Below are 22,335 nucleotides of genomic sequence, written 5' to 3' on the forward strand. Positions count from 1 at the left end.
CTTTTAATGCCTTTCAGCACTTATTTCGTAACGCACGGCGTAACCTCACATTGAAAAAGGTGTCCCTAATCATCAACGATGACTTCGGGACACCTTTTTTTCTACTTCATAATATTAGCTCAGACGTTGTCAGGGCTTGTCGCACCACCGTTAGTCTCGGTCTCTGCCGGTTCGACAGGGGCTGGACTGATCTTGAATTGAGCAGTTGGTGCGGATAGTGCACTGGTATAACCTGATTTCCCTACAGACAGGACAAAGACCTGGTAAGTCTTATTAGCTTCAATCGTTGCACCGAAGGCATCCTGGCTTTGTACCGGCTGATTGGACACATTATTGCCGGTTGCAGCAACTGGCGTGTAATTACCGGCCATAACGTTATTCGCACTGGACAAATTGAAGTTATTTACTTGTTCAGCTGGAACAACTAAAATCCGATAATGGTCAATATTTGTTTCATTAGCCGGCTTCGTGAAGCTTACCTTAATATCACTTGCTTGGCCTGTGCTCGTATCCGTTATCGCAGTTACATTCGTAACAGCCTGCACTAAAGAGCTGTCAGTCAGCGTAATTGATGCCGGGTTAGATAATGCATTACTACCGGCGTAACTGCCGCTGCCCAGAGAAAGTACATAGACACGATAGGCCGTATTATTTTGAATAGTATCTCCGTCAGTATCTCTTGAAGAATAGCCAAAGGCCGCTGTCAATGGATTCGTACTGCCTGATTTGCTTACTGTTTCATAATATCTGTTATCTATTGCCTGCGCAGTTGTTAATGTCTTCGATGCCTTTACAACATACACGCGGTACTGACTGATATTCGATTCTTCTGTGGCGCGATAGAACTGAACTTGAAGATCTCTTCCGTCACCGTAATCACCGATATCCGCAGCAGTCAGTCCACTCACCGTACCCACGCTGAAATTGTTAGTCAATACAACGGTCGAAGAGGATTCGGACAAGGTATACTCGCCAGTATAGCTTCCTCTACCGACGGATAGTACAAACACACGGTAGCTCACTCCGGTCTGGATCTTCGCGCCATCTACATCGCGCGCACCGGAAGGAAGCACATCGCTGAAATCCCGTCCTACACTTGCCTGGATATAGTTGCTGCCGGATACGTTAATGGCCTTGGCTAGCGTAAAGCTGTTTGCGTTGGCAGCCTTCACCACCATGATCCGGTAATGGCTAATATTCGATTCATCCGAAGCCCGTTTGAAGGATACGAACAAATCCCGGCCATCATTATAGTCATTCACATCGCTAGCATACAGATTGGATACGGCACCAACACTGTAGTTATTCATAAGTGTAATCAGATTGGAAGCATACGATAATGCATTGCTTCCGGTGTAAGCGCCGCTGCCAACCGCCATAACGAACACACGGTAATTTACTCCGTTGCGAATTGTAGCACCATCTACATCGCGCGCGTTGGAGGACAGGATTTCACTCTGATTGTATCCGGTTTTGCTCACTTCTTTATAATTGGAGCTAGATACTGCATTGGCACGGGCAAGTGTAAAGTTGCTGTAATCATTTGCTTTGACGACAAAGATCCGATATCCCGAGATCTTCGATTCATCAGCAATTTTCGTGAAGCTAACCCGCAAATCCCGTCCATCTCCATAATCTGTTATATCCTGCACCAGCGTAATGACCGGTGCTGCCACGGTACCAGCAGCCAGAGTTACAGATGGGGAAGCTGTTGACAGCTTATTCGAAGCCAAGCTTGTATTGCTGACCGACAGAACGAATGCCGTATAGGCCACATTGTTCTTGATCAGGTCGCCGGCAGTGTCTCTTGATGACGCGGAAAAGGTTCCGGTCAGTGTCGATCCGCTGCTTGATGTCTTGCTAACCGTGGTGTAGTACTGATTCGACAGCGAGTTTGCCCGAGACAGGCTGAAGCTGCTTGCATCCTTTGTTTTCACCAAAAATACACGGTATTCAGAAATGTTGCTCTCATTCGATGCACGAGTGAATGTTACTGCCGCATCGCGTCCATCCGCATAATCGCTAACATCGTTGATTCGTACATTTGTCACCGCCGAGACGGAAATACCTGTATCCAACGTTAACGAGTTAGAAGCCGTTGATAGTGCGCTGCCGTAAGTGCCTTTCCCTACTGTTAATACATAACCTACATAAGCCTGATTCGATTGAATCAGCGCTCCGTCCACATCACGGGCTGACGAGGACAGCGTGACTGCCTGATCGGTGTTGTTCGGTTGTACAGTTGTGTAATTTGCCGAGCCAACCTTCAGCGCCGCAGTCAGGTTGAATGCAGATGCATTCGATGCCTTTACAATCAACAAGCGGTAGTGATCCACCAGCGATTCGGTTGTAGAACGAGAGAAGCTGACCTGCAGGTCGCGGCCGTCTCCCGTATTGGCCACATCCCGGAGTGTTACATACTGCGCAGCTTTTAAACTGGAGGTATCTGTTCCGCCGGATCCGGAGAAAATAGTGACCGACCTCGCGGAGGAATTCCAGTTCACTGTAGCTCCAAGAGCTTCACTCACGAAGCGGACAGGAACCATAGTTCTTCCGCCAATCGCTTGGGCAGGAACATCCAGTGATACCGTCTGATTATTAATCGTTGCCGTTCTTGACTTCATCTTCAGCACAACGGTCGTATTGCCCTTCGTTGCCGTTACCGTCTGCTTGGACTGGTTCCAGTCCACCGTCGAACCGAGGCCTTCAAATATGGCCCGTAATGGCAGCAGTACACGTCCTTGCACGGCTACCGGAGCCTGATCCGTCGACAGTCTCGCACCATCGATGTAAATGCTAATGGCTGTCGCAGCCGACGCTGAAAGCGGGGCTTGAAGAAGCATAGGCAGAGCTAGAATAACAGCCAAAAAAGTTATTCCGATTTTTTTCACAGTTTCATCCTCCCTAATATGATGGATCAGTATAAATCCTATTGTCATTACAGACGCGGCGGCAAGGGAAAAAGTTTCTAATGTGCGAAGCTTATTTTACGGAGCCGCTTCAACATGATTAAACCAAATCCCCGCCGTATAAACGAAATTCATCCCAATTCCCCTATGGCGAGAACTATTTCCGTTTCGGGAGAAGCTTTACATACTCGTCCGACAGCTTCATTAACTGAAGCACGTATTCATAATCACTTTGATAGGCGGAAAGATCGGTGACCGGCTCAAGTGTATCCAGAGATACCGCGGTCCCATCTTCAAAGCCCTGACCCGGAATAAACATAACCTCATTGTTAAAGAACGAACCGGTCGGCAAATAATACCGCATCCCGATCACATTCTGCCCGATACTCAGCAAATCCTGACCTAAGGCGGTAAAGGACTCCTGCTCCAGCGAAATCCCCAACAAGCCTGCCGTGGTAGGCAGCAAATCCACTTGTCCGCCCGTCACTTGAGAGACTACTCCAGCCTGCCTGCCTGGAATATGCGCAATAAATGGGATATTAAAGCGGCTAACCCGGTCATCGTATGGAATTCCAAGCTTCTCCTTGATCTCGGCCGCACTCGTCTCACTAGGCTGCAGTCCAAAGTGGTCCCCATACACAACGAGCATCGTCCGCTCCCACATCCCCTCCGCTTTAAGCCGTTCGATCAGTTGTCCGATCGCATAATCCGTATAATTTACTGCGGTCAAATAATTGCCCAGATTAGTCCCCTTCAGGTTGTCCGGAAGTTGAAGCTGCACCTTGTCCTCCGGCACGACAAACGGCGAGTGGCTGGAAGTCGTTACAAACTGGGCATAGAAGGCAGTTCCTGCCTGATCGAGCTGCTTGAGCTCCTCTACGCCAACCCGGTACATCTCTTCATCCGAGGCTCCGAAGTCATTAAAGTGATCATTAGTAAAGGCCGGCTTATCAAAATACTTATCAAAACCGAGCGCAGGATACAGCCTGTTGCGGTCCCAGAAGGTCACATCGTTGATATGGAACGTCATCGTCTCATAGCCTTTTCCTTGCAAAAGACGCGGCAGACTCGGAATCTCCCGGCTTCCAAAGCCGGTGGACATCGCCACGGAAGCCGTCGGATAGATCGAGGTGTTAGACATGAATTCTGCATCGGAGGTGTTGCCCGGACCGATCTGCTGATAGATCTTCGGGAAATAAAAGCCTTCATCCGCCAGCCTGTTCAATACCGGTGTTACTTCGGTCTCGCCTATCTTCAGATGAATCGGGAAGTTCTGGAAGGACTCCATCTGAATGACGATCAAATTCCTGTTTTGAGCAGCTCCGAAATAAGACGCCTCTGCTCCATCCGAATTCACATAAGGGTAGCTCGCCTGAAGATGATGAATCTCTTGTGCTACCTCCTGCAAGTTTCCTTCCGCAATCATCCGCTCTTCCTCCTGATTTCTTAACAGGGCGTCTCCCTGAAAATTGAGAAATCCGATCGATTGCGCCCGAACTAGTTCATTATCGATACCCTTACCGGAGGACAGGAACAGACCTGAACCCCCAAGGGACAGCACCAGCAGGGAAGCAATAATCACCTTCCAGCGGGTACTTGTTCCGCGCGATCCTCGGCGATCTGTCCGGAAGCTGAGCGTCCTTCTCCTTCTTCTCCACCCGGCAGTAACCGCCAATATCAGTCCATATAGCGCCCACAGCGCAAAATCCGCAAAATAAAGAAATTGCTCCGGACGAATCAAGGCGTTCACACTTGCTCTCACCTGCGGAATCTGGTTAAGGCCGCTGAGCACCGCATAAGTGGGCACCGTACCAAAATGAGCAAAATATAAGGTGACAGCAAACAGCATGAAAGAATAGATGGCATTTACAATCCCAAATACAAGCCGGAACCTCCGAACCGGAAGCAGCAGCTCAACTAGACAAAGCAAAGCGAGCACCGACAGTCCTTCTGCCAGCATGCCTCGGCCATGTAGCCCGCCAAACATAAAATGCTGCAATAGGGCTATTTTCAGAATCAGGACAAGCCATGTATAGAAAAAGACTCCCTGGCGGGAGGTACGGAAAACTCTCAACATCTGAAACATCAACTCTTCTCTAGGAAAATTTACAGTTTCAAGGATACCCCGTTTGCGCCAGGGATGCAATATTGCATCTATTCTATTCGATCAAACAATATAATCACACATCGACGTAACCGTCACTTCACCTGCAGTACCAGGACGATAAATCGGGCCGTCGCTCTCTTCGCTACGATAGAATTCAACCGTGACCGGAAGGCCTGGAATCAGATCAAAGTAATTGTCAGAGAAGACCCCTTCCGTCTCCGTATGCAGCCTTACCTGTCTAGCTACAGCCGTTGTCTCAACGATATAACGAGTTCCCTCGCTGCCTGCTTCCTCCCGAATGGTCACCGAGGCCTTAGGCCAGGAAATGTCACGGCCTGGAGCAAAGTAAGCATGCGCCTTGGCAATCTCGGCACCGTTCTCTTCAAGTGTAGCGAGCAGGATAACCGATTTCGGATCTGCCCCGCCTAACAGGTCAGAGACCGGCAGCGTAAAGATTACCCGTGCAGAATCGGCCGGCATTGCAATGGATTGCGCTCTCGATGCAAGCAGTTCCCCATTAAAATCATATAAAGCCAGCTTCAGCTCCCCTTGTACCGGGCTTTGACGGTCTGATACCGCATGCACCTTAATTTCTCCGTTCACATCGCTGTCCACAGATAAAATCACTTCTGCAAATCCGCGCCGCACGGTGTATTGCAGGGACTTCCATCTTCCGTAGTAATCAATCCCTGCCCAGGATGCAACCGGCCAGCAATCATTCATCTGCCAGTACAGGGTACCCATGCAATAGGGCTTGCGCTTCCGATGGGCCTCAATTGCCGTCTGGATCGCCTCTGCCTGAAGCACCTGGCTCATATACAGAAAAGAAATAAAGTCTTTCGGCTCCGGCAAATATTGATCCATATATTGCTTGATCAGCCGATTCCCTTGGCCGTTCTTCTGATGAGCAAGCATCACCTTCGACTCCAGCTCAAGCTGATCCCGGTCTGCGTATTTCAGGACCGAAGACAGCTCAGGGAACGACTGAAAGCCATATTCGCTCATAAAGCGTCCGACACGCTCGTTATAATTGGAGAAGGGCTCTACCGCATGCCATACTCCCCAATAATGAATGTCTCCTTCACCGGTTACCGTAGTCGCATGCTGCCGCTGATCCCCGGTTACTTCCCGGATTGGCGATGATGGCCAGTAATCAATCCCTCCGCCAAGACGTTCTACTACCTCTAGAAGCAGATCATGGAATATAGCTTCATAATCAGCCCAGATTTTCTCCCGTTGCTCTAAAGTATAGTCCTTCTTCCAGCCCCAGCCGCCGTCTTCCACATAATGAGCCCAAGCCGAATCGATCTCATTGTTACCGCACCAAAGAGCAATACAAGGATGATTGCGCAGGCGAACCACATTATATTCCGCTTCGCCCTTTATACTCTGGAGGAAATCTTCATCACCAGGGTACATGCTGCAGGCAAACATAAAGTCTTGCCAGACCAGAATGCCGTGCTCATCACACAGCTCGTAGAAAATATTCTCTTCATAAAATCCCCCGCCCCAAATGCGGAGCATGTTCATATTGGAGCGAACTGCAGATTCAATCTCCCGGCGATAACGGGCCTCCGTGACATCGGGAATGAAGCTGTCGTTAGGAATATGATTGGCTCCCTTGGCAAAGACGGAAACTCCATTTAATTCAAAGCGGAACGAGACCCCCGCCTCGTCCTTCTCCCGTATCAGCTTGATCGAGCGCAGCCCAGTTGTTACGGAACGAGCGGCAATCTCCTTTGCATCCTGCTTCAAGCTTGCTTCAAATGCGTATCGTTCCGGACTTCCAAGACCGTTGCACCACCACAGACGCGGTTCGCTGATCTCAAGCTCCACTTCAACGGTCTGAATCCCCGAATTCAAAGTAAGCTCCTTCTTCCAGTTCAGTTCTTCCGTTCGAATCTCAAGCGTGCCTTGCCAATCGGCTGTCACATCCACTTCCACAACCGCTGTCAACCGAGCCTTCTCAGATGAAATCTCATTTTGCCGGATAAATAAATCTGTTATTCTCGGACCTGACCACGCCTCCAGCCTTGCTTCTCTCCAGATCCCGCTAGTCACGAAGCGCGGGCCCCAGTCCCAACCATAATGATAGGGCGCTTTACGGGCAAAAACGCTAACCCGGCGATCGCCGAGACCGCCCAATTCAGATTGGTCATTTGCCGCCGGAAGACTATAACCCAGCGCCTCCAATTTGGGCAGATCCTCATTTACCGGAGAGCGGAATCTGATCCTGATCTTGTTATCTCCAGCCTGAAGAACATCCTTTACCGGAACCGACCAGGCACGAAACATATTGTCGGCCGACAACACTTGAGTCCCGTTCACATAGACATCTGCATAGGTGTCCAACCCGTCGAAGGAAAGCTCCACCCGTTCCTGCTCCTGCCAAGCCGGAGGAAGTGAAAGGACCGTCTCATATTCCCAATCCTTCTTATCAATCCATTGCAGATCATGCTCATTCGTCCCAAAGAACGGATCAGGAATGAGTTCATTCCGCAGCAGATCCGTATGCACATTTCCAGGTACAATCGCCGGATACCATCTCGATTCATCACATGCTCTAAATTGCCAATCCTTCAACTTAAGCTCTAGCATCTTATAAAGCAGCTCCTTCTGGTGAAATAATAACTATCTTATACATTTGTTATTGTTTTGTTATTCTATCATTATAACAAAATTATTGTATAATAAAAATAACAAGAGCCATGTCCTCATATAGGCACGGCTCTTGTTAGTATTCCCTTCGATATCCATTAAGAATGATTAATTGTTTTCTCATGCAATCGGCTGCTTTCTTTTTAAATCATCATATTTGATCTTATTGTATTTATTAATTAATGTATCCAACAGCATGGATTGATGAAGAACAGCTTTATGGCGAACCCCGTATTGCTCAGCCAATTGATTGAGCTTCTGTCGCTCCTTCTCAATAGTCATCTTCATATGCTCCTTATTATTCATAAGTTTCTCACCCTATGAATATATTAGTCATTGTTGCTAAAAACTGCATATTGAAACATTTTGCAACTGATAAAATATCCCAAATTTTGAAATCAAACCTTTTCTGATAGGAAGGAAATGGGATTGGCTGGTTGCCAATCCCATTCTTAAGCTTATTTGATTAACTGAACTGCTTAGCCCCAACCATGCATAAAAGTTGTAATAACATTCGAACCTACTACCGCGAAACTAAACATAAGCGAAGCCGAAACCACCCAAGATATTTTCTTTTTCATTTTCCCACACCTCTCTACAAAGTTTAGAATATTCCTTGCACTGTGCCTCTGAAGCATACTGCCTGTAAAGCTCAAAGATCGCCATGCTATTAGTAAGTAGATCCTTGCTGCTCAATTTTAGGGACACTCTCATGCTGTATAAAATATCCTTAATCCCTTCCCGAAACAGACCTTTTCTGAAATTATACAGGGCATAATCCTGAAAAAAGACAGAGTATCTGAAATAGTAAGGAGGTGCCTTGGTGTTATCATCTGTACTCAATCTGCTGGATAGCCAACGATCCTTGCCGGTAAGCCGGTATTTCTCAATCTGGCTTGAAAATCTAGTGATGGCATCATCGACAAAAAAATGATGGCGATTTGCCGACTCTACTAAAGTAATCAATCCTTCAACAATCTCATCCGGATGCTGCTCCAAAAATTCAATATATTCCGGAATTCTTGAGCGATTGCCGGATTTGATATCCAAGCAAATAAAGTTTGCCCTTGCAAAGATTTTTAGTTGTTCAATCTCTGCTTTCCCCGCCTCATCCAAGCCTTCAAACCAACTCAGATCTGCATACTCGTCAATCCATTTTCGGGATTCCTCGTATCGTCCCCGATACTCATAGGCACCAGCAATATATAATGCGGCTTTCCCATAGTAATAGACGAGCGATTTCACAGGGGTGAATTCGGGGTCTTTCCATATTTTCTTGTCATACATCACTCTGGCCAACGTCCTAAGTTCACAGGCATAATTCTCAACCTCTGCCCAATCCAGCCTGACTGCATAAGTCTCGGTCAGCATCAGCAAGCCATCCAGAGAGATGGCTTCAGGCACGCGATACCTGTAAGGCAAAAATTGCATCGCAGCCTTGAATCCTTTAATGACGTCGTTCTGAAAAATTTGATACAGCCTGAAGTAGCTCATAGCCAGCCGTTCGGAGTGATTGGATCTCTCGCATTCGATGACGCTTTCATACAAAAGAGAAGCGGCTTGCTTCCAGCCTTCGCTGAACATCATCTCGGCCGTATCATAAATACCGCCAATTTGCTTCAAGTCCTCCAACAAACAGTTCAACACTTGCTTGAGACAGTCGTATCTCTCCAGCTCGGCGCATCGAAGCAAAAAAGGTCTAAGACGCCGCCAATGGGCACCGGGTGGAATCAGGCATTCATTGACATACAAATCGTAGAAATGCCCTTCCGGAAACCCCATAACTGTGGTGATTCGATCCAACTGTCCTACTGAAATTGGTCGATTTCCACTGATAATGCCGCTTAAGGTTCCGACATTCACTTCCGCAAGTTCCGCAAACTGATGAAGGGTTGTCCCCCTCCGCTTGATGTGATCTTCAATTTCTGCGCGAATCGTGGTTGTGGAAATCAAATGGCTATCACCCCCGGAATCTCGCATATAGGCCTCAAAACTCTTCATCCAGAATCTAGAATATGATGTATATATATGGAATTATATTCGTGTATTTTCGATTCGTCAATATGAATTATGTAAAAAATCAATAGTTTTTTAGTTATTATGTTTAAATTTATCATAATATTGCATATATAGTTATAAAAGGTAATATGGTTCGACAATTTTCCCGTTATTCTGCGGAAAAGGAGCTATTTCAGAAGATAATCCCAGGCTCCATTCGTCGCAGTTTCTTGCAAGTGCGCAGCAACAGCCAGTAACCAATATAAAGCGATCAATGATTCTGCGTGCTGGGGGTAACGTGTGAAGGTTGCTTACGATCGCTGTTGTTCGCGGATTCCTTGATTTACTAAGCCATAACAAGGAAGAAATCCGCTCACAAAGGCGAACACTCCGTTTCTGCAGCAACCTTCACACTTATACCCTTATTACGTAGTTCTTTGGATCGGCATTGTATTGCGCCGCCGAATGCACTTAGGCAGCTCCACACGCCCCTCCGCAAGTCTGAGGCATGGCAGAATGCACCAGAGTCACTTACCTAGTCTACAGGCTCGTTCATTCAGCATAGCATCTTGATGCCTGATGCATTACAAACAGTGCGACATCGGGTCATCATTGGGATGCCCCAATTTTAACAATCCGCAAAGCAATGCTGTTCCAGTAGATTCTGCAAAATACCGACCAAGTACGCATGAGTACACCTCGCACCCGGGCGCAGTTTCCAGCACGCGGTGTTTCGCAGTATGACGGGATCGGTCGACTACATGAAAATATGACTATTACGCATGTAATGAAAAAAGTTACCTTAAATTCAGTGAAAATGATAGAAATGCGAATATAGTGAATTTTTTGTACTTAAAGTTGACTAAAACGCGGGTTTGGCTAGTTACTGGCGATCTAAGGTAAGTTTTTTCACTAAAGGTGGGTTCGAGTGTCGAATGAAGATTTTAAGGGAAGTAATTTCACTAAATCGCGACCAGATGAGCTTGCGACCGGATGAGCATGAGCAGAATGAGGGAATGAGGTGCTCATATCGTCTTGGGGGCGATTGAAGTTCGGAGCAAGACCTAGAATGGCAGTGGACAAGTAAAGTTTGAAGGAAAATTTGAGTACTGGCAGGACAGGCAAAGTTTCGGCGCAAGACCGGAGCATCGTGAGGCGGAGGCGCAACTTTAGGCGCGGCAGGTCATTGGCGTCGTGCATAAACCATCGCGCAAGCTGCAGTTCGCGCTTAGCCCAAGGGCTGTGCTTAATCTCCTGCTTGTATGCAGGGAGGTAAGTTAATAGCAGTGCAATTATTGCAATGCGGCCTGTGGCTCAGCTATGTGCAAACTGCATTGCAGTTGAACTGCAAAGGCGAAGGCGATCAGGGCATAAGTGTGAAGTGTGATCGCAGCACCCCTTCACACGTTGCCCCATCTAACTCGCCCTCTTACGTTTAACTATTTTTGCGAGTTGCCCCGCTTAACTCGCCCTCTGATGTTAAAGCTGAACCGCAGCTGCATTGGCCTCGACTTGAGCCGGATTCTTGCAGCCCGGAATGACAGCGGTGACCGCCGGGTGACGAAGACACCAGGCCAAGGCCCACTGAGCCATGTCTACGCCTTCCGGAACCTCGGTCTGAGCGATGCGTTCCACCTCTTCCAGCTTGCGGCGAGTTGCCTCAGGGTCATGCCGGTGGCGGACATCCGTGCTGTCGAATACAGCGCCCGGCTTATATTTGCCGCTTAGATAACCGCTCGCCAGCGGAACCCGTGCGAATACGCCCAGATCCTGGCGTTCACAGGACGGAAATACCCGCTGCTCAGGAACGCGATCCAATCGATTATAGACAACCTGGATGACCTCGGAGCCGACCTTGGTCGAAGCATCCGTCTGGTGAAGGTTATCATTGTTCCCGATGGAAGTGCCCAAATGGCGAATTTTCCCGGCCTGCTTCTGCTTGTCCAGTACCGTCCACAGTTCATCATTATCAAATACCGCATCCGGACCGGAGTGGAATTGATAGACATCAATATAGTCCGTACGCAGTGCTTTAAGAGACTTGTCCAGTTGCTCCAATACTTCCTTCGCTCCAAATACATCGGTTCTGGTAAAGCGTTCATGGAAATGATGCCCGAACTTCGTAGCTACGATCCAGTCCTCCCGTTTGCGCCGGGACAGATAATCTCCAATCAGCGATTCCGAGAGATGGTCTCCATAGCATTCTGCCGTATCAATCAGATTGATTCCAAGCTCCTGGCCCTTATCCAGAATGGAATCCACATCCTTCTGATCGAACTGGATTCCCCATTCTCCTCCAAACTGCCAGGTTCCGATGCCAACCACGGACACCTCCAGCTCTGTCTTGCCAAGTCTACGATATTTCATTTGAACTCCTCCTGTTCATCTGGGATTAAGATTATTTCAGAAAACGTCTGACAAGCTGCAGCTTCTTCGGAGTATAAGGCGGATACATCATGTCCGGATTAAAGCTTGTTGACTTGTGCAGCACACCCTTCCGGTGAGAAAACGCCTCAAAGCTGTAATGGCCGTGATACGAGCCCATCCCCGAGTTTCCAACCCCGCCAAAGGGCAAATAGGGGGTCGCCAGATGCATCAACACATCATTCACGCATCCTCCGCCAAAGGATACCCGGCCTAACACTTCGTGCTCTGCATGCTTGCTTTTGGTGAAAAGATATAATGCCAGCGGCTTGGGACGACAATTGATCATCTGTATGGCCTGATCCAGACTATCCATCTCCAGTATAGGCAGAATAGGCCCGAAAATCTCCTCCTGCATGACCGGATCCTCCCATGTAACTCCGTCCATGATTGTGGGAGCAAGATATAGCTCTTCTCTGTTGCCGGTTCCTCCTGCGACCACCTTCTCGGCATCCAACAGTCCGTGAAGCCTATCCCAGTGCCGTTCATTCACAATTCGCCCAAGGTCAGGACTCCTTTGGGGAGTCTCACCATAGAAGGCGGTGATCTGTTGCTTCAGCTTCTCGATCAAGGCTTGTTTAATAGCTCGATGGGCCAAAACATAATCCGGCGCCACACAGGTCTGCCCCATATTGACGAACTTTCCCCAAATGATCCGCTTGGCTGCAAGCTCCAAGTCAGCATCTGCATCGACAATGCATGGACTCTTTCCGCCCAGCTCCAGAACTACAGGCACCAAATGCTCTGCCGCGGCCTTCATGACCACCTTGCCAATCTGCGGACTGCCGGTAAAGAAGATCATATCGAACGGAGCGTGAATCAGCTCTGAGGTCGTCTCTTTCCCGCCTTCGATCACTTGAATGATATCCGGGTTGAAATGAGCAGAGATCATCTTCGCAATGACGGCTGAGACATGCGGAGTATATTCCGACGGCTTGAGCACCGCACAATTCCCGGCAGCAAGCGCTCCGACCAACGGATCAAGCATCAGCATGAACGGGTAGTTGAACGGTCCGATAATCAGCACCGAGCCATAGGGCTCACGGTAAACGGCGCTTTTCGAGCCGAAGTGAACCAGCGGTGTCTTGACGCGCTGTGGTCTCATCCAGCGTCTCAAATGCTTGAGAGTATAGCTGATCGTATCATATAAATATCCGATTTCCGTCATGTAGCCCTCAAATTCGGATTTGCCTAAATCCTGAAGCAGCGCCTCTCGGATCGCCGATTCATGACTTTTCACAGCCTCTTTAAGCTTGTGAAGCTGCGCTCTGCGGAATTCCAGGGTTCTGGTGCCGCCGGCAGCAATGAAAGCTTGCTGCGAAGCTATCACTTCTCCCACTGCCTCCCTTGTCCACTCAGCCGTTCCCATGCTTGCTCCTCCTTGGTATAGGATTAGACCCTTCGTTGTTATACAAAACCACCTTCCCTAAGTGTATGCAACCTGGCCTTACGAAAGCAAGCGATTGAAAGATTAAGCACGCTTTCCGTTTGCGTTCAGTTCTTTTCAGATAGGCCAAGTAATATGGCCCTATGCCTCAAGCGTGTATGCCCTGATGACCGGCAGCGGTCTTCATGATACGCAAACAGGCCTCCGCGGATATTCGCCAGACATGCTTAAATGGCTGTGCGGTATTCCGGGAGACCGGTTTGAATATGAATTTGCTAAAGCAAGCTGCCGGCAGCTTGCTCTTCGATATATTAAGCCTGCTGGATTTGCAGCAGGTTCGTGGTGCCCGGTTGACCGAGGGGCAGTCCGGCAGACAGAACTACGGTATCACCCTTATTCACATAACCGCTTTGAACTGCCGTCTCGATGGCCGCGCGGAACATTTCATCCGTAGTCGATACAGACGGTCCCTGAAATGGAAATACACCTGACAGCAGGCACACCTTCGCCAATACGTGAGGATTATGAGTAATAGCCAGGATCGGCGCCTTTGGACGATATTTCGATACCATCCGTGCCGTGAACCCGCTCTGCGTCGATGTCAGAATCGCTTTGGCATCCAGCTCCAGGGAAGCGCTGACCGCACTTTGGCTCACGACCTCGGTAATATTGGCGGTATGCTGGCTTCTTCGAAGGCTGAACTGTTCCCGGTAGTCGATGGCACCTTCCGCTTGCTGCGCTATCCTGGCCATCGTCTGAACCGATTGTACCGGATATTTGCCGGCCGCCGATTCCCCCGACAGCATCACTACATCCGCTCCCTGGATCACCGCATTGAACACATCGCTCACCTCCGCCCGAGTCGGGCGAGGGTTGAGCTGCATTGATTCCAGCATGTGTGTAGCCACGATGACCGGCTTGCCCGCCATGTTGCACTTATCGATCATTTCCTTCTGCATCATCGGCACCTGCTCGACAGGCACTTCTACACCAAGATCGCCGCGGGCCACCATGATGCCGTCCGAGGCTTCAATGATGTCGTCCAAAGCTCGAATTCCTTCCTCGTTCTCTATCTTGGAGATAATCTGGACATGACCAGCCCCGCTATTCTCCAGAATATTTCGGACCTGCCTGATGTCGTCACCCTTTCTCACAAAAGACACAGCGATCATCTCAATCTCGTTCTCCACACCAAAGGCAATATGTGCGATGTCCCGCTCCGTAACACCTGGCAGCGTCGTTCGTATGCCTGGCAGATTAACTCCCTTGCGCGGCTTCAGCATCCCCCCGCTGACAATAAGACAGCGGATTTCAGTGCTCCCTTCGACTGCAATCACTTTTAGCTCAATCAGTCCGTCATCGATCAGAATCCGATCATGCTCCTGCATCACCTGAGGCAGTTCCGGATAATTCACGGATACCCGATGGCAATCCCCGTTGAGGATTTCCGTCGTCAGCACGATCTCCTCGCCGGCAATTAATTGGCAGGAGGCTTCCTTCAACCTGCCGATCCGTACCTCCGGCCCCTTGATGTCCATCATGATCGGCACAAATGTCCCCAAGTCCTTCGCCGCCTGTCTGACTAGTTGAATCCGCCGAATATGCTCCTCCGGCTCGCCATGTGCCATATTAAGTCTGCCTACCGTCATTCCGCCCCGAATCATATCCTTAATGGTCTCCAGGGATTCGCATGCAGGGCCGAGTGTGCAAATCATTTTTGTACGCAGCATCGTATCAATTCCTTTCCGGTCATCAGTAATGGAACAATACTACACAGTCTGTGCTTCTCTACATATTCTATATACCCTGAAGAGGAGGTTTGCCCTGCATGTTTATATTGACGCGGATAAATCAGCCAACTGGCGAAACATTTCATCGATCCGTTCAGCCGGCACATGAGCTGCCTGATCGCCGACACTAAATTCGAAAGAGCAGGACTCCCCGCCTTCAGCTTCCCGCAGGTTGCCCGTCAGCCCCACTCCACTCTTCTCGTACACCAAACAGAGCAACTGCTCCATCTTCTCCTTCGGCGCTGCAAAGTGGATATGGAACATATTTGATACCGGAACCGAGGGACATACGGACACCCTTGGACAAGCCTCAAAACGGGCTGCCAGTTCAACAGCCTCCCGGTAATACTGCTCCATCTTGCCAATACGTTCCTCAAAATAATATTTACTGCTCAAAATATAAGGGTACAGACTGATCAAATCTCCGCCATGGCGCCGTTTCCACACCTTCGATTCCTCAGTAAACTGTGATTCGCCGGCCAGAATCGCCCCGGCCAACCCGCCGATCGTCTTGTAGAAGGAAATATAGACACTATCGAACAGCGCACATACCTCGGCAGCCGTCTTGTTGTAGTAGGGCAGAATTTCAAACAGTCTTGCTCCATCCAAGTGAAGCCTGATTCCCTTGCTGCGGCAATAGGCAGAAATAGCCTCTAACTCGGTATACGCCGGCAATTGCCCGCCGATCTCGCGTTGCGGCAGCTCGAGAAGCAGGCATGCGACCGGTTCGGCCAATGACTTCACATCCTCCAGCTTGATCAGGCGTCCGCTGTCCGCCAACAGAATGGGCTTAATGCCATGCAGTTCCTTGAGTCCATCCTCCTCGTGAATCTCCAGGTGGCACAGAGGATGGTAAGCAACCCGCTTATTGTCCGCCCGGTCACACCAAATCCGCAGGGCAATCTGTTGGGCCATAGTCCCGCTTGGAAAGAACACCGAACTCTCCTTGCCCAAATACTCCGCCATTTCCCGCTGAAATTGTTCAATAGTCTCGCCTTTACCGTACATATCGCTGTCCATATCACCGGAAATCCCCTCGAATGCACGCTTTAAAACCTCTACCTTCCTTGGACCATGACCGGACAAGCGGTATTGCGCCGTATTAAAAGCATCGGCCAGGCTTTGTTGTATTGAAGTTACACGTTCCTCTTGATCTTTTGGCTCGTTCATCGTTAAATAAGCTCCTTCCCGTCTCAGGCATTCTTCCATTCTGACTCCAGTATAAAGAAGACGGGCATCGGTTCCAAGGGAGATCATGATTTAGAGCAATACCTGCCCATACAAAAAATCCGGGCCTGATAGCAGCGTGCTGCCCAAGGCCCGGATCTCGATAGACAATACTCACTTATGCTTATGCAATTTGAGTGCGTCCTATTTTGTTAGCAGGTTATACAAAATTTGTGCAGGCTCGGCATAATCGGCGATGTTCGCTGCATCGCTATAACCCTCCAGCGTTCCCGCTGTTGCTCCAGCCGGGAGGCGATCCAGCACCCCCAAGTCTACGCTTTAAAACGCTCCGTCAACCGTTCAAGCTGCTTCCCTTTCTCCTGAAGCTCGGTCAGGGAGGACCAGGTTGCCTCTCCGGCCTGGTCCTGCTCTGCCACAGCGCTGGTCATCTGCTCTGCCGAGGAGAAAGCTCTGCCGGACAGCCGCGAAATCTCCTCAACGGAAGCAGCCACCTCCTCCGCTGCAGCGGCGATTTCTTCAGCGACAGCAGTAAATTCCTGCGCTTCTCCTGCCACCACATTCACTTCCTGCTGAATAAGCTGGAAGGCTTCCCCTGCGGCCTGAGCCACGCTTCTGCCCGCTTCAACCTCAATATACTCCTGTCTTGCAGCCTCTACTGCACGCTCCACGCCTTGAATCGTCTCATTAATCAGCTCTGCAATTCGCAGGGTGGAGTTGCCGGACTGGTTCGCCAGCTTGCGGATCTGGTCTGCGACAACGGCAAAGCCTCTGCCATGCTCGCCCGCACGAGCGGCCTCGATGGAGGCATTCAATGCCAGAAGATTGGTCTGAGCTGAAATGTCCTGGATCGCCTCGATGATCTCGCTCATTTCCTCCGATTTTTCGGCTACTGCATCAATATCTTCGACTACCCGTTTTGTTGCGTTGTGGATTTTATCCATCTGCTTAACAGTATGCTTGACTGCGATAGAGCCCTGCTCCGCCATGCTGGCCGCCTTGGCGGAGCTCTCGGCGACAAGCGCTGAAGATGCCGCTACCCGCTGTACGCCCGAGCCAACCTCATCCATGGCTCTCGAAGTATCCTCCGCAGCCTTACGCTGAATATCCGCACCCTCAGAGACCTCAACCGAAAGACTGTAAATGCTCTCGCCAAGCTTGCGGGATTTACCGACATTATTGAATAGAACCTGGGCGGAATCTCCGATCATTCCCGAGCTGTCTTTAATGCCAAGGATCATGGAGCTCAGGTCCTCGGACATCCGGTTGAAGGACTGCCCTAGATCCGCAATCTCGCCTTTGCCCAGAACTTCAGTCTTCACGCCCAGTTCACCCGTCTGCACCTTGTGCATATCACGCTTCATACGGATCAATGGATTAATCAGCGAGCGAGCCATTAAGAGCGTAAGGATTAATGCAGCTGCCAGAATGCCGACCGAAATCCATATGATCCGGCTGCGTGTGCCGTGAAGCAAAGCATACGCCTCCGAAGCATTGTAATCGGCGCTCATGACACCGAGAATTTCTCCGTTAGCGTCGAGAATCGGTACGTAGGAGGTCATTGTCTCTCCATATTCCTCTGAGGACGTCATCTCTCCCAACTGCGGCTGCTTGCTGTCATAGACCGCCTCCAAGGACGGGTAGGACTCCGTCTCTACTTCCCCAAAGCCCGATACTTCCTCATCCGGCGCGTCCAATGCCGCTCCGTCAACAACATAGTAATATTCGTAGGATCCGCCCGTATCCCGACGGTGCATAATATACAGATAATCCAGTCCATTAGCCTCTCTGACTGCGCTCATTTGTTCGCGAAGCGTACGATAATAGACCGCAGATTCGCCTTCATCAGCAATCGTCTTGTATTGCTCCGTCTCCACCATAGCTGCCGCATGCTCAGCAACCTTTAATGCTTGCGTGCCAATCGAGTTCATGAGCAATTTCTCGGAGGAATTGTATACGGTATACGTAAGCACGGCTCCGGAAATAAGCAGCAGTGAAGTAAAAAAGACAATCAGTTTCCACTTCAGACTATGCAGCAAGCGAACGACCCCCATTTATATGTAGTAATTGGATTTATAGGACAATATTACTACACAGCATGTGAATTTTCTATGGATTTTGACATGGATTTCAAGCAAATTTCTGAGATTTCCCCAGGGAATGGCCCGGTGAACGTTCATTCGACATGAATGCCTTGGACTTGATCAATGAGGGTGAAAAATGTCGCTTACTATGCTACAATACGAAAATGTTCAACGGGAAAATACCTAGGGGGTTATTCGAATCACCATGCTAATTATCGGTATCGCCGGCGGCACCGGCTCTGGAAAAACGACAGTGGCCCGCTCCGTGATCGAGCAGCTAGGGCCGGATAAGGTTACATTCATCTCACAAGATAACTATTATAAGGATCAGTCGCATTTGACGATGGATCAGCGGGTTCTAACGAACTATGACCATCCCTTTGCTTTTGACAATGAATTGCTGATCGAGCATTTGTTGATGCTGAGGAATAGGCAAACTGCGGCGGCACCGGTATATGACTTCACCAATCATACCCGTTCCACTACGGAGAACATCGTGCTGAAGCCAAACCGGATCGCGATCGTCGAAGGATTATTCGTCCTTTATGATGAGAAGCTGCGGAATATGCTCAATATTAAAGTGTTCGTCGATACCGATTCCGATGTCCGGCTCCTTCGCCGCGTGCTGCGGGACATGGAGGAAAGAGGACGCTCTATCCATTCCATTCATCAGCAATACCTGGCCACCGTCAAGCCAATGCATGAAGCTTTTATTGAGCCATCCAAAAAATATGCGGACCTCATCATCCCCGAAGGAGGACATAATGAGGTAGGTATTCAATTACTCTCGATCTTAACGGAGAAATATTTGTCAGGCAGCGGAAACTGGCCGGAAATCTAGCCCGCAGCCTGCTGTTATACAGCTACACGGAAGAACTGGATGACTTTCTGGCATGCTGCTTCGCCACCATCTGGTTCTTGCCGTGTTTTTTTGCATAATACAGACAAGCATCCGCTTCCTCGAACAAGGCAGAGCTGGACTTGCCGCTCACATGCTCCGCCACGCCAATGCTGACCGAAATTCGGCTCCCTTTCATCTCTTCATGCGCTATAGAATAAATAAGCTCCCGGGTCCGCTCCATTTCCTGACAGGCTTCGAACAAGGTCTTGCCGGGAAAAATGACGACGAATTCCTCACCGCCATATCTTGCAATGATCTCATTCTGGGACAATGAATCCTTTATCGCCTGGGCTACCCGGCTCAACACTGCGTCTCCCACAGCATGACCGTACGTATCATTCACACTCTTGAAGTTATCAATGTCCATGATCGCCAGCTGCAAGGGCATGACGTTATTGTTGCTTTGCTCGATCAGTTGCTCCAAATATTCATGCAGCGTCTTATGGTTGTATAAATCGGTCAGCGCATCAATCTTGGCCAGCCGGTCCATGACCGCATTCTTCACCACCAAATCCTGCTCCGAGGTCATCATGCGCATGAAATCAGCAATCATTTGTTTGCCTTGCCCAATAATCTGCAGCGCAATATACAGAATGCCGATCATTATAGCGAAAAAGATGCAAAGATCATAAGGGGTCATGATCGTTCTGAACTCGGAATAGCCGTAATAAATGAGGAAGAAGGTTAACAAGTTCGCTGCAAATGCCAAGTAAAGCAGTCTTTTCCTGAAAAAAAACAGAGAGATCAGGATCGGAAGCACCAGAATATATTCCAGATGCAAGCCCTGATTGCCAATCATTAAGGCGGCCGCGATCAGCGTCCCGCTAAGCACGACCCATTCCGGCTTCTCCAAGGAACGATAATACAAGAGCTCATTCGTCCCGATAATTGCTAGCTGGACCAGTGTGGGCACAATAATTCTCTCCATGAGATACCCCAAGTCTAACCGTTCAATTCTTCCTTCTGCCCACAATAGAGCCCCAAGCCATTCTGCCAAGAGAGAAAGAAACAATATCATCCAATATGTAGTTATGACTTTTCTATATATTTTCCTGCTGTCCGCCAGAAGCGGGACTTTTGCTATCATCTCATTTCTCCCTGCAGCCCGATATTAAGCGGGTATAAAAATACTTTTAATATGTATGTCCGTTCTTCGGCTCAAGTCGATGAATTCTTCTCCGACCTTCACGAGCGGAGCCAACGGCTGATGCGGATTCAAGCTAATGACTTCACCGTGATGTCCATCTGTCAGCAGCACCGTCTCGCCGATCAGCTTCTCCATTACTTTATCCAGGAACAAAGTGACAACCATCGGGTCTAGCAGGCCAAAGCTGTCGTCTCTCATCTGATCTGCAATCTCATAAAATGCTCTTGGCTCATGGTAGGAGCGCCGGGAGGACATGGCATGGAAAATGTCAGCTACCGCAATGATTTTGCTGAACAGCTCAATGTCATGCTCTTTTGCTCCAAACGGATAGCCCCGGCCATCATTGCGTTCATGGTGCTGAAGCGCGGCGAGCGGAATGCGAGGATCCAAGTGGGGGACCTGGCACAGCAAATCATAGCCGAACTGGGCATGCCGCTTGACCTGCTCGTACTCCTCTTTCGTCAGTTTACCCGGCTTGTTAAGGATATCACCCGATATGTACACCTTGCCTACATCATGCAGCGTTCCAGCCAGAGACAGGATCTCCAGTTCCTCATCCGGCAGCTCCATCCATCTGCCAATAAGCGTCGACAGGATGCCGACTCCGATATTATGCTGATAGGTATACTCATCGACAGCCTTCACGGATTCGAAGAGCTGGAACAGATTGGAGTGCTGCGAGACCTGCAGGACGAGAGGGATCACCTCTCCCTTGATATCCTCCACAGGCACCTTGCCTGTCAGCCCAATGGACTCGAATAATTCTTTGGATCGCAGCACGGCCTGATCCACAAAATTAATGACCGGTCTCGGCCCGGAATCCAGAAGCTCCAGGCTATACAGATCAACCTGATGATTCCCCAACAGCCCGATCAATTCCTCATCAAGCATACTTCCCGCAGAGACTAATGTCACACCGAAATCACTGACTATATCATCCCTAACCTTTTTTCCGACAAATTTCATCATGGAAGTTCCCCCATTAGTGTAGGAAAATAGTCTCACACCCTTACGTCATTGTACAACAACTTGCAAAAAAACGCGCTATACCAAAATAGATTGTCGAATAAAAAAAAGCCGCTGGTATAGGCATCTACACCAACGGCTTATCATTTTTTTTAGTGAGAAGATGAGATTAACTCGCTGACCGTAATGAGCTCATATCCATCAGCGATCAGCTCAGGTACTAGAATAGAAACTGCCTTGATTGTCTGGGAACGGTCATCAAAGCCATCATGAAAGATCAAGATGCTCCCAGGCTTGACTTCACTTCTTGTCTTCTCCAGAATATGTTCCACACCCGGCATCTCCCAGTCGTTCGCCTCCGAATTCAGGGCGCCTATCATGTAATATTTCATATCCTCCGATACGCTGCCGACCATCTCGTTCTGGTCGAAATAGGGCGGACGAAAAACCTTGGGCTTCACGCCTGTCAACTGTTCAATCAGCACCTCGGTTTGAACAAGCTCTTCCTTCGCCTCCAGCTTCTGAAGTCCTGTCAATGAAGGATGGCTGAAGGAATGGTTGCCGATCTCATGACCCTCTGCATGGACCGCCCGAACCACCTCGGGATACCGCTCCATTTGACTGCCGATCATGAAGAACGTTGCCTTTCCCTGCGCCTTTCGAAAGATCTCCGTCGCCTCGGGCGTATATACAGGATTCGGTCCATCATCAAAGGTGATAGCGACGGCCTTTCTTCTTGTAGGAACCTGATGGATCAGTGTATTATACGGCAACATGTT

14 protein-coding genes are annotated in these 22,335 nt (G+C 49.3%); 1 reads left to right on the forward strand and 13 read right to left on the reverse strand.

All coding sequences use genetic code 11. The features are described 5' to 3' along the window. Window positions 1-119: 119 nt before the first annotated feature. The 10 genes from TX85_RS15820 to TX85_RS15865 form a co-directional block, all read right to left on the reverse strand. The gene (locus TX85_RS15820; protein WP_049894995.1) at window positions 120-2,891 is read right to left on the reverse strand and encodes a copper amine oxidase N-terminal domain-containing protein; all 2,772 of its coding nucleotides are present in this window, start codon (window positions 2,889-2,891) and stop codon (window positions 120-122) included. A 175-nt stretch (window positions 2,892-3,066) separates the two neighbouring features. Continuing rightward, complete coding sequence (locus TX85_RS15825) at window positions 3,067-4,986, reverse strand: LTA synthase family protein (RefSeq protein WP_044480860.1); 1,920 nt, start codon at window positions 4,984-4,986, stop codon at window positions 3,067-3,069. A 90-nt stretch (window positions 4,987-5,076) separates the two neighbouring features. Then, the gene (locus TX85_RS15830) at window positions 5,077-7,614 is read right to left on the reverse strand and encodes a beta-mannosidase (protein ID WP_044480499.1); all 2,538 of its coding nucleotides are present in this window, start codon (window positions 7,612-7,614) and stop codon (window positions 5,077-5,079) included. Window positions 7,615-7,794: 180 nt separating this feature from the next. Then, on the reverse strand, window positions 7,795-7,956 hold the full coding sequence (locus TX85_RS15835; protein ID WP_233500767.1) for an aspartyl-phosphate phosphatase Spo0E family protein: 162 nt from the start codon (window positions 7,954-7,956) through the stop codon (window positions 7,795-7,797). Between the two features lie 252 nt (window positions 7,957-8,208). Further along, complete coding sequence (locus tag TX85_RS15840) at window positions 8,209-9,627, reverse strand: helix-turn-helix domain-containing protein (protein ID WP_233500768.1); 1,419 nt, start codon at window positions 9,625-9,627, stop codon at window positions 8,209-8,211. A gap of 1,524 nt (window positions 9,628-11,151) precedes the next feature. Then, window positions 11,152-12,039 carry an aldo/keto reductase gene (locus TX85_RS15845; RefSeq protein WP_044480502.1) on the reverse strand — a complete coding sequence of 296 codons (888 nt, stop codon included), beginning with the start codon at window positions 12,037-12,039 and terminating at the stop codon, window positions 11,152-11,154. 31 nt (window positions 12,040-12,070) lie between these two features. Continuing rightward, window positions 12,071-13,465 carry an aldehyde dehydrogenase gene (locus TX85_RS15850; RefSeq protein ID WP_071784212.1) on the reverse strand — a complete coding sequence of 465 codons (1,395 nt, stop codon included), beginning with the start codon at window positions 13,463-13,465 and terminating at the stop codon, window positions 12,071-12,073. 329 nt (window positions 13,466-13,794) lie between these two features. Beyond that, the gene (gene pyk, locus TX85_RS15855) at window positions 13,795-15,213 is read right to left on the reverse strand and encodes a pyruvate kinase (RefSeq protein WP_044480503.1); all 1,419 of its coding nucleotides are present in this window, start codon (window positions 15,211-15,213) and stop codon (window positions 13,795-13,797) included. Window positions 15,214-15,315: 102 nt separating this feature from the next. After that, window positions 15,316-16,443, reverse strand: a complete 1,128-nt coding sequence (locus TX85_RS15860; RefSeq protein ID WP_044480862.1) for a threonine aldolase family protein — start codon at window positions 16,441-16,443, stop codon at window positions 15,316-15,318. A 329-nt stretch (window positions 16,444-16,772) separates the two neighbouring features. After that, window positions 16,773-18,497 carry a methyl-accepting chemotaxis protein gene (locus tag TX85_RS15865; RefSeq protein ID WP_044480504.1) on the reverse strand — a complete coding sequence of 575 codons (1,725 nt, stop codon included), beginning with the start codon at window positions 18,495-18,497 and terminating at the stop codon, window positions 16,773-16,775. A 250-nt stretch (window positions 18,498-18,747) separates the two neighbouring features. On the opposite strand from TX85_RS15865, the gene udk reads away from it, so the two are divergent. Continuing rightward, entirely contained in the window at window positions 18,748-19,383 is a 636-nt protein-coding gene (gene udk, locus TX85_RS15870) for a uridine kinase (RefSeq protein ID WP_044480505.1), read from the forward strand. Between the two features lie 22 nt (window positions 19,384-19,405). Here the strand turns inward: udk and TX85_RS15875 are convergent, their stop codons facing one another. The 3 genes from TX85_RS15875 to TX85_RS15885 form a co-directional block, all read right to left on the reverse strand. Then, on the reverse strand, window positions 19,406-20,371 hold the full coding sequence (locus TX85_RS15875; protein ID WP_158297343.1) for a GGDEF domain-containing protein: 966 nt from the start codon (window positions 20,369-20,371) through the stop codon (window positions 19,406-19,408). Window positions 20,372-20,554: 183 nt separating this feature from the next. Then, complete coding sequence (locus TX85_RS15880) at window positions 20,555-21,559, reverse strand: HD-GYP domain-containing protein (RefSeq protein WP_044480506.1); 1,005 nt, start codon at window positions 21,557-21,559, stop codon at window positions 20,555-20,557. A 149-nt stretch (window positions 21,560-21,708) separates the two neighbouring features. Further along, entirely contained in the window at window positions 21,709-22,332 is a 624-nt protein-coding gene (locus tag TX85_RS15885; protein ID WP_081671771.1) for a polysaccharide deacetylase family protein, read from the reverse strand. Between the last annotated feature and the right edge of the window lie 3 nt (window positions 22,333-22,335).

Origin of the sequence: Paenibacillus antibioticophila (assembly GCF_000455265.1) — a bacterium.
GTDB classification, from domain to species: domain Bacteria; phylum Bacillota; class Bacilli; order Paenibacillales; family Paenibacillaceae; genus Fontibacillus; species Fontibacillus antibioticophila.

Bases quoted from the DNA above. Each gene is read 5' to 3' on its own strand.
- TX85_RS15825 (WP_044480860.1), bottom strand. From the start codon at position 4,986: ATGTTGAGAGTTTTCCGTACCTCCCGCCAGGGAGTCTTTTTCTATACA.
- TX85_RS15830 (WP_044480499.1), bottom strand. From the start codon at position 7,614: ATGCTAGAGCTTAAGTTGAAGGATTGGCAATTTAGAGCATGTGATGAA.
- TX85_RS15835 (WP_233500767.1), bottom strand. From the start codon at position 7,956: ATGACTATTGAGAAGGAGCGACAGAAGCTCAATCAATTGGCTGAGCAA.
- TX85_RS15845 (WP_044480502.1), bottom strand. From the start codon at position 12,039: ATGAAATATCGTAGACTTGGCAAGACAGAGCTGGAGGTGTCCGTGGTT.
- TX85_RS15850 (WP_071784212.1), bottom strand. From the start codon at position 13,465: ATGGGAACGGCTGAGTGGACAAGGGAGGCAGTGGGAGAAGTGATAGCT.
- pyk (WP_044480503.1), bottom strand. From the start codon at position 15,213: ATGCTGCGTACAAAAATGATTTGCACACTCGGCCCTGCATGCGAATCC.
- TX85_RS15860 (WP_044480862.1), bottom strand. From the start codon at position 16,443: ATGAACGAGCCAAAAGATCAAGAGGAACGTGTAACTTCAATACAACAA.
- udk (WP_044480505.1), top strand. From the start codon at position 18,748: ATGCTAATTATCGGTATCGCCGGCGGCACCGGCTCTGGAAAAACGACA.
- TX85_RS15875 (WP_158297343.1), bottom strand. From the start codon at position 20,371: ATGGAGAGAATTATTGTGCCCACACTGGTCCAGCTAGCAATTATCGGG.
- TX85_RS15880 (WP_044480506.1), bottom strand. From the start codon at position 21,559: ATGATGAAATTTGTCGGAAAAAAGGTTAGGGATGATATAGTCAGTGAT.
- TX85_RS15885 (WP_081671771.1), bottom strand. From the start codon at position 22,332: ATGTTGCCGTATAATACACTGATCCATCAGGTTCCTACAAGAAGAAAG.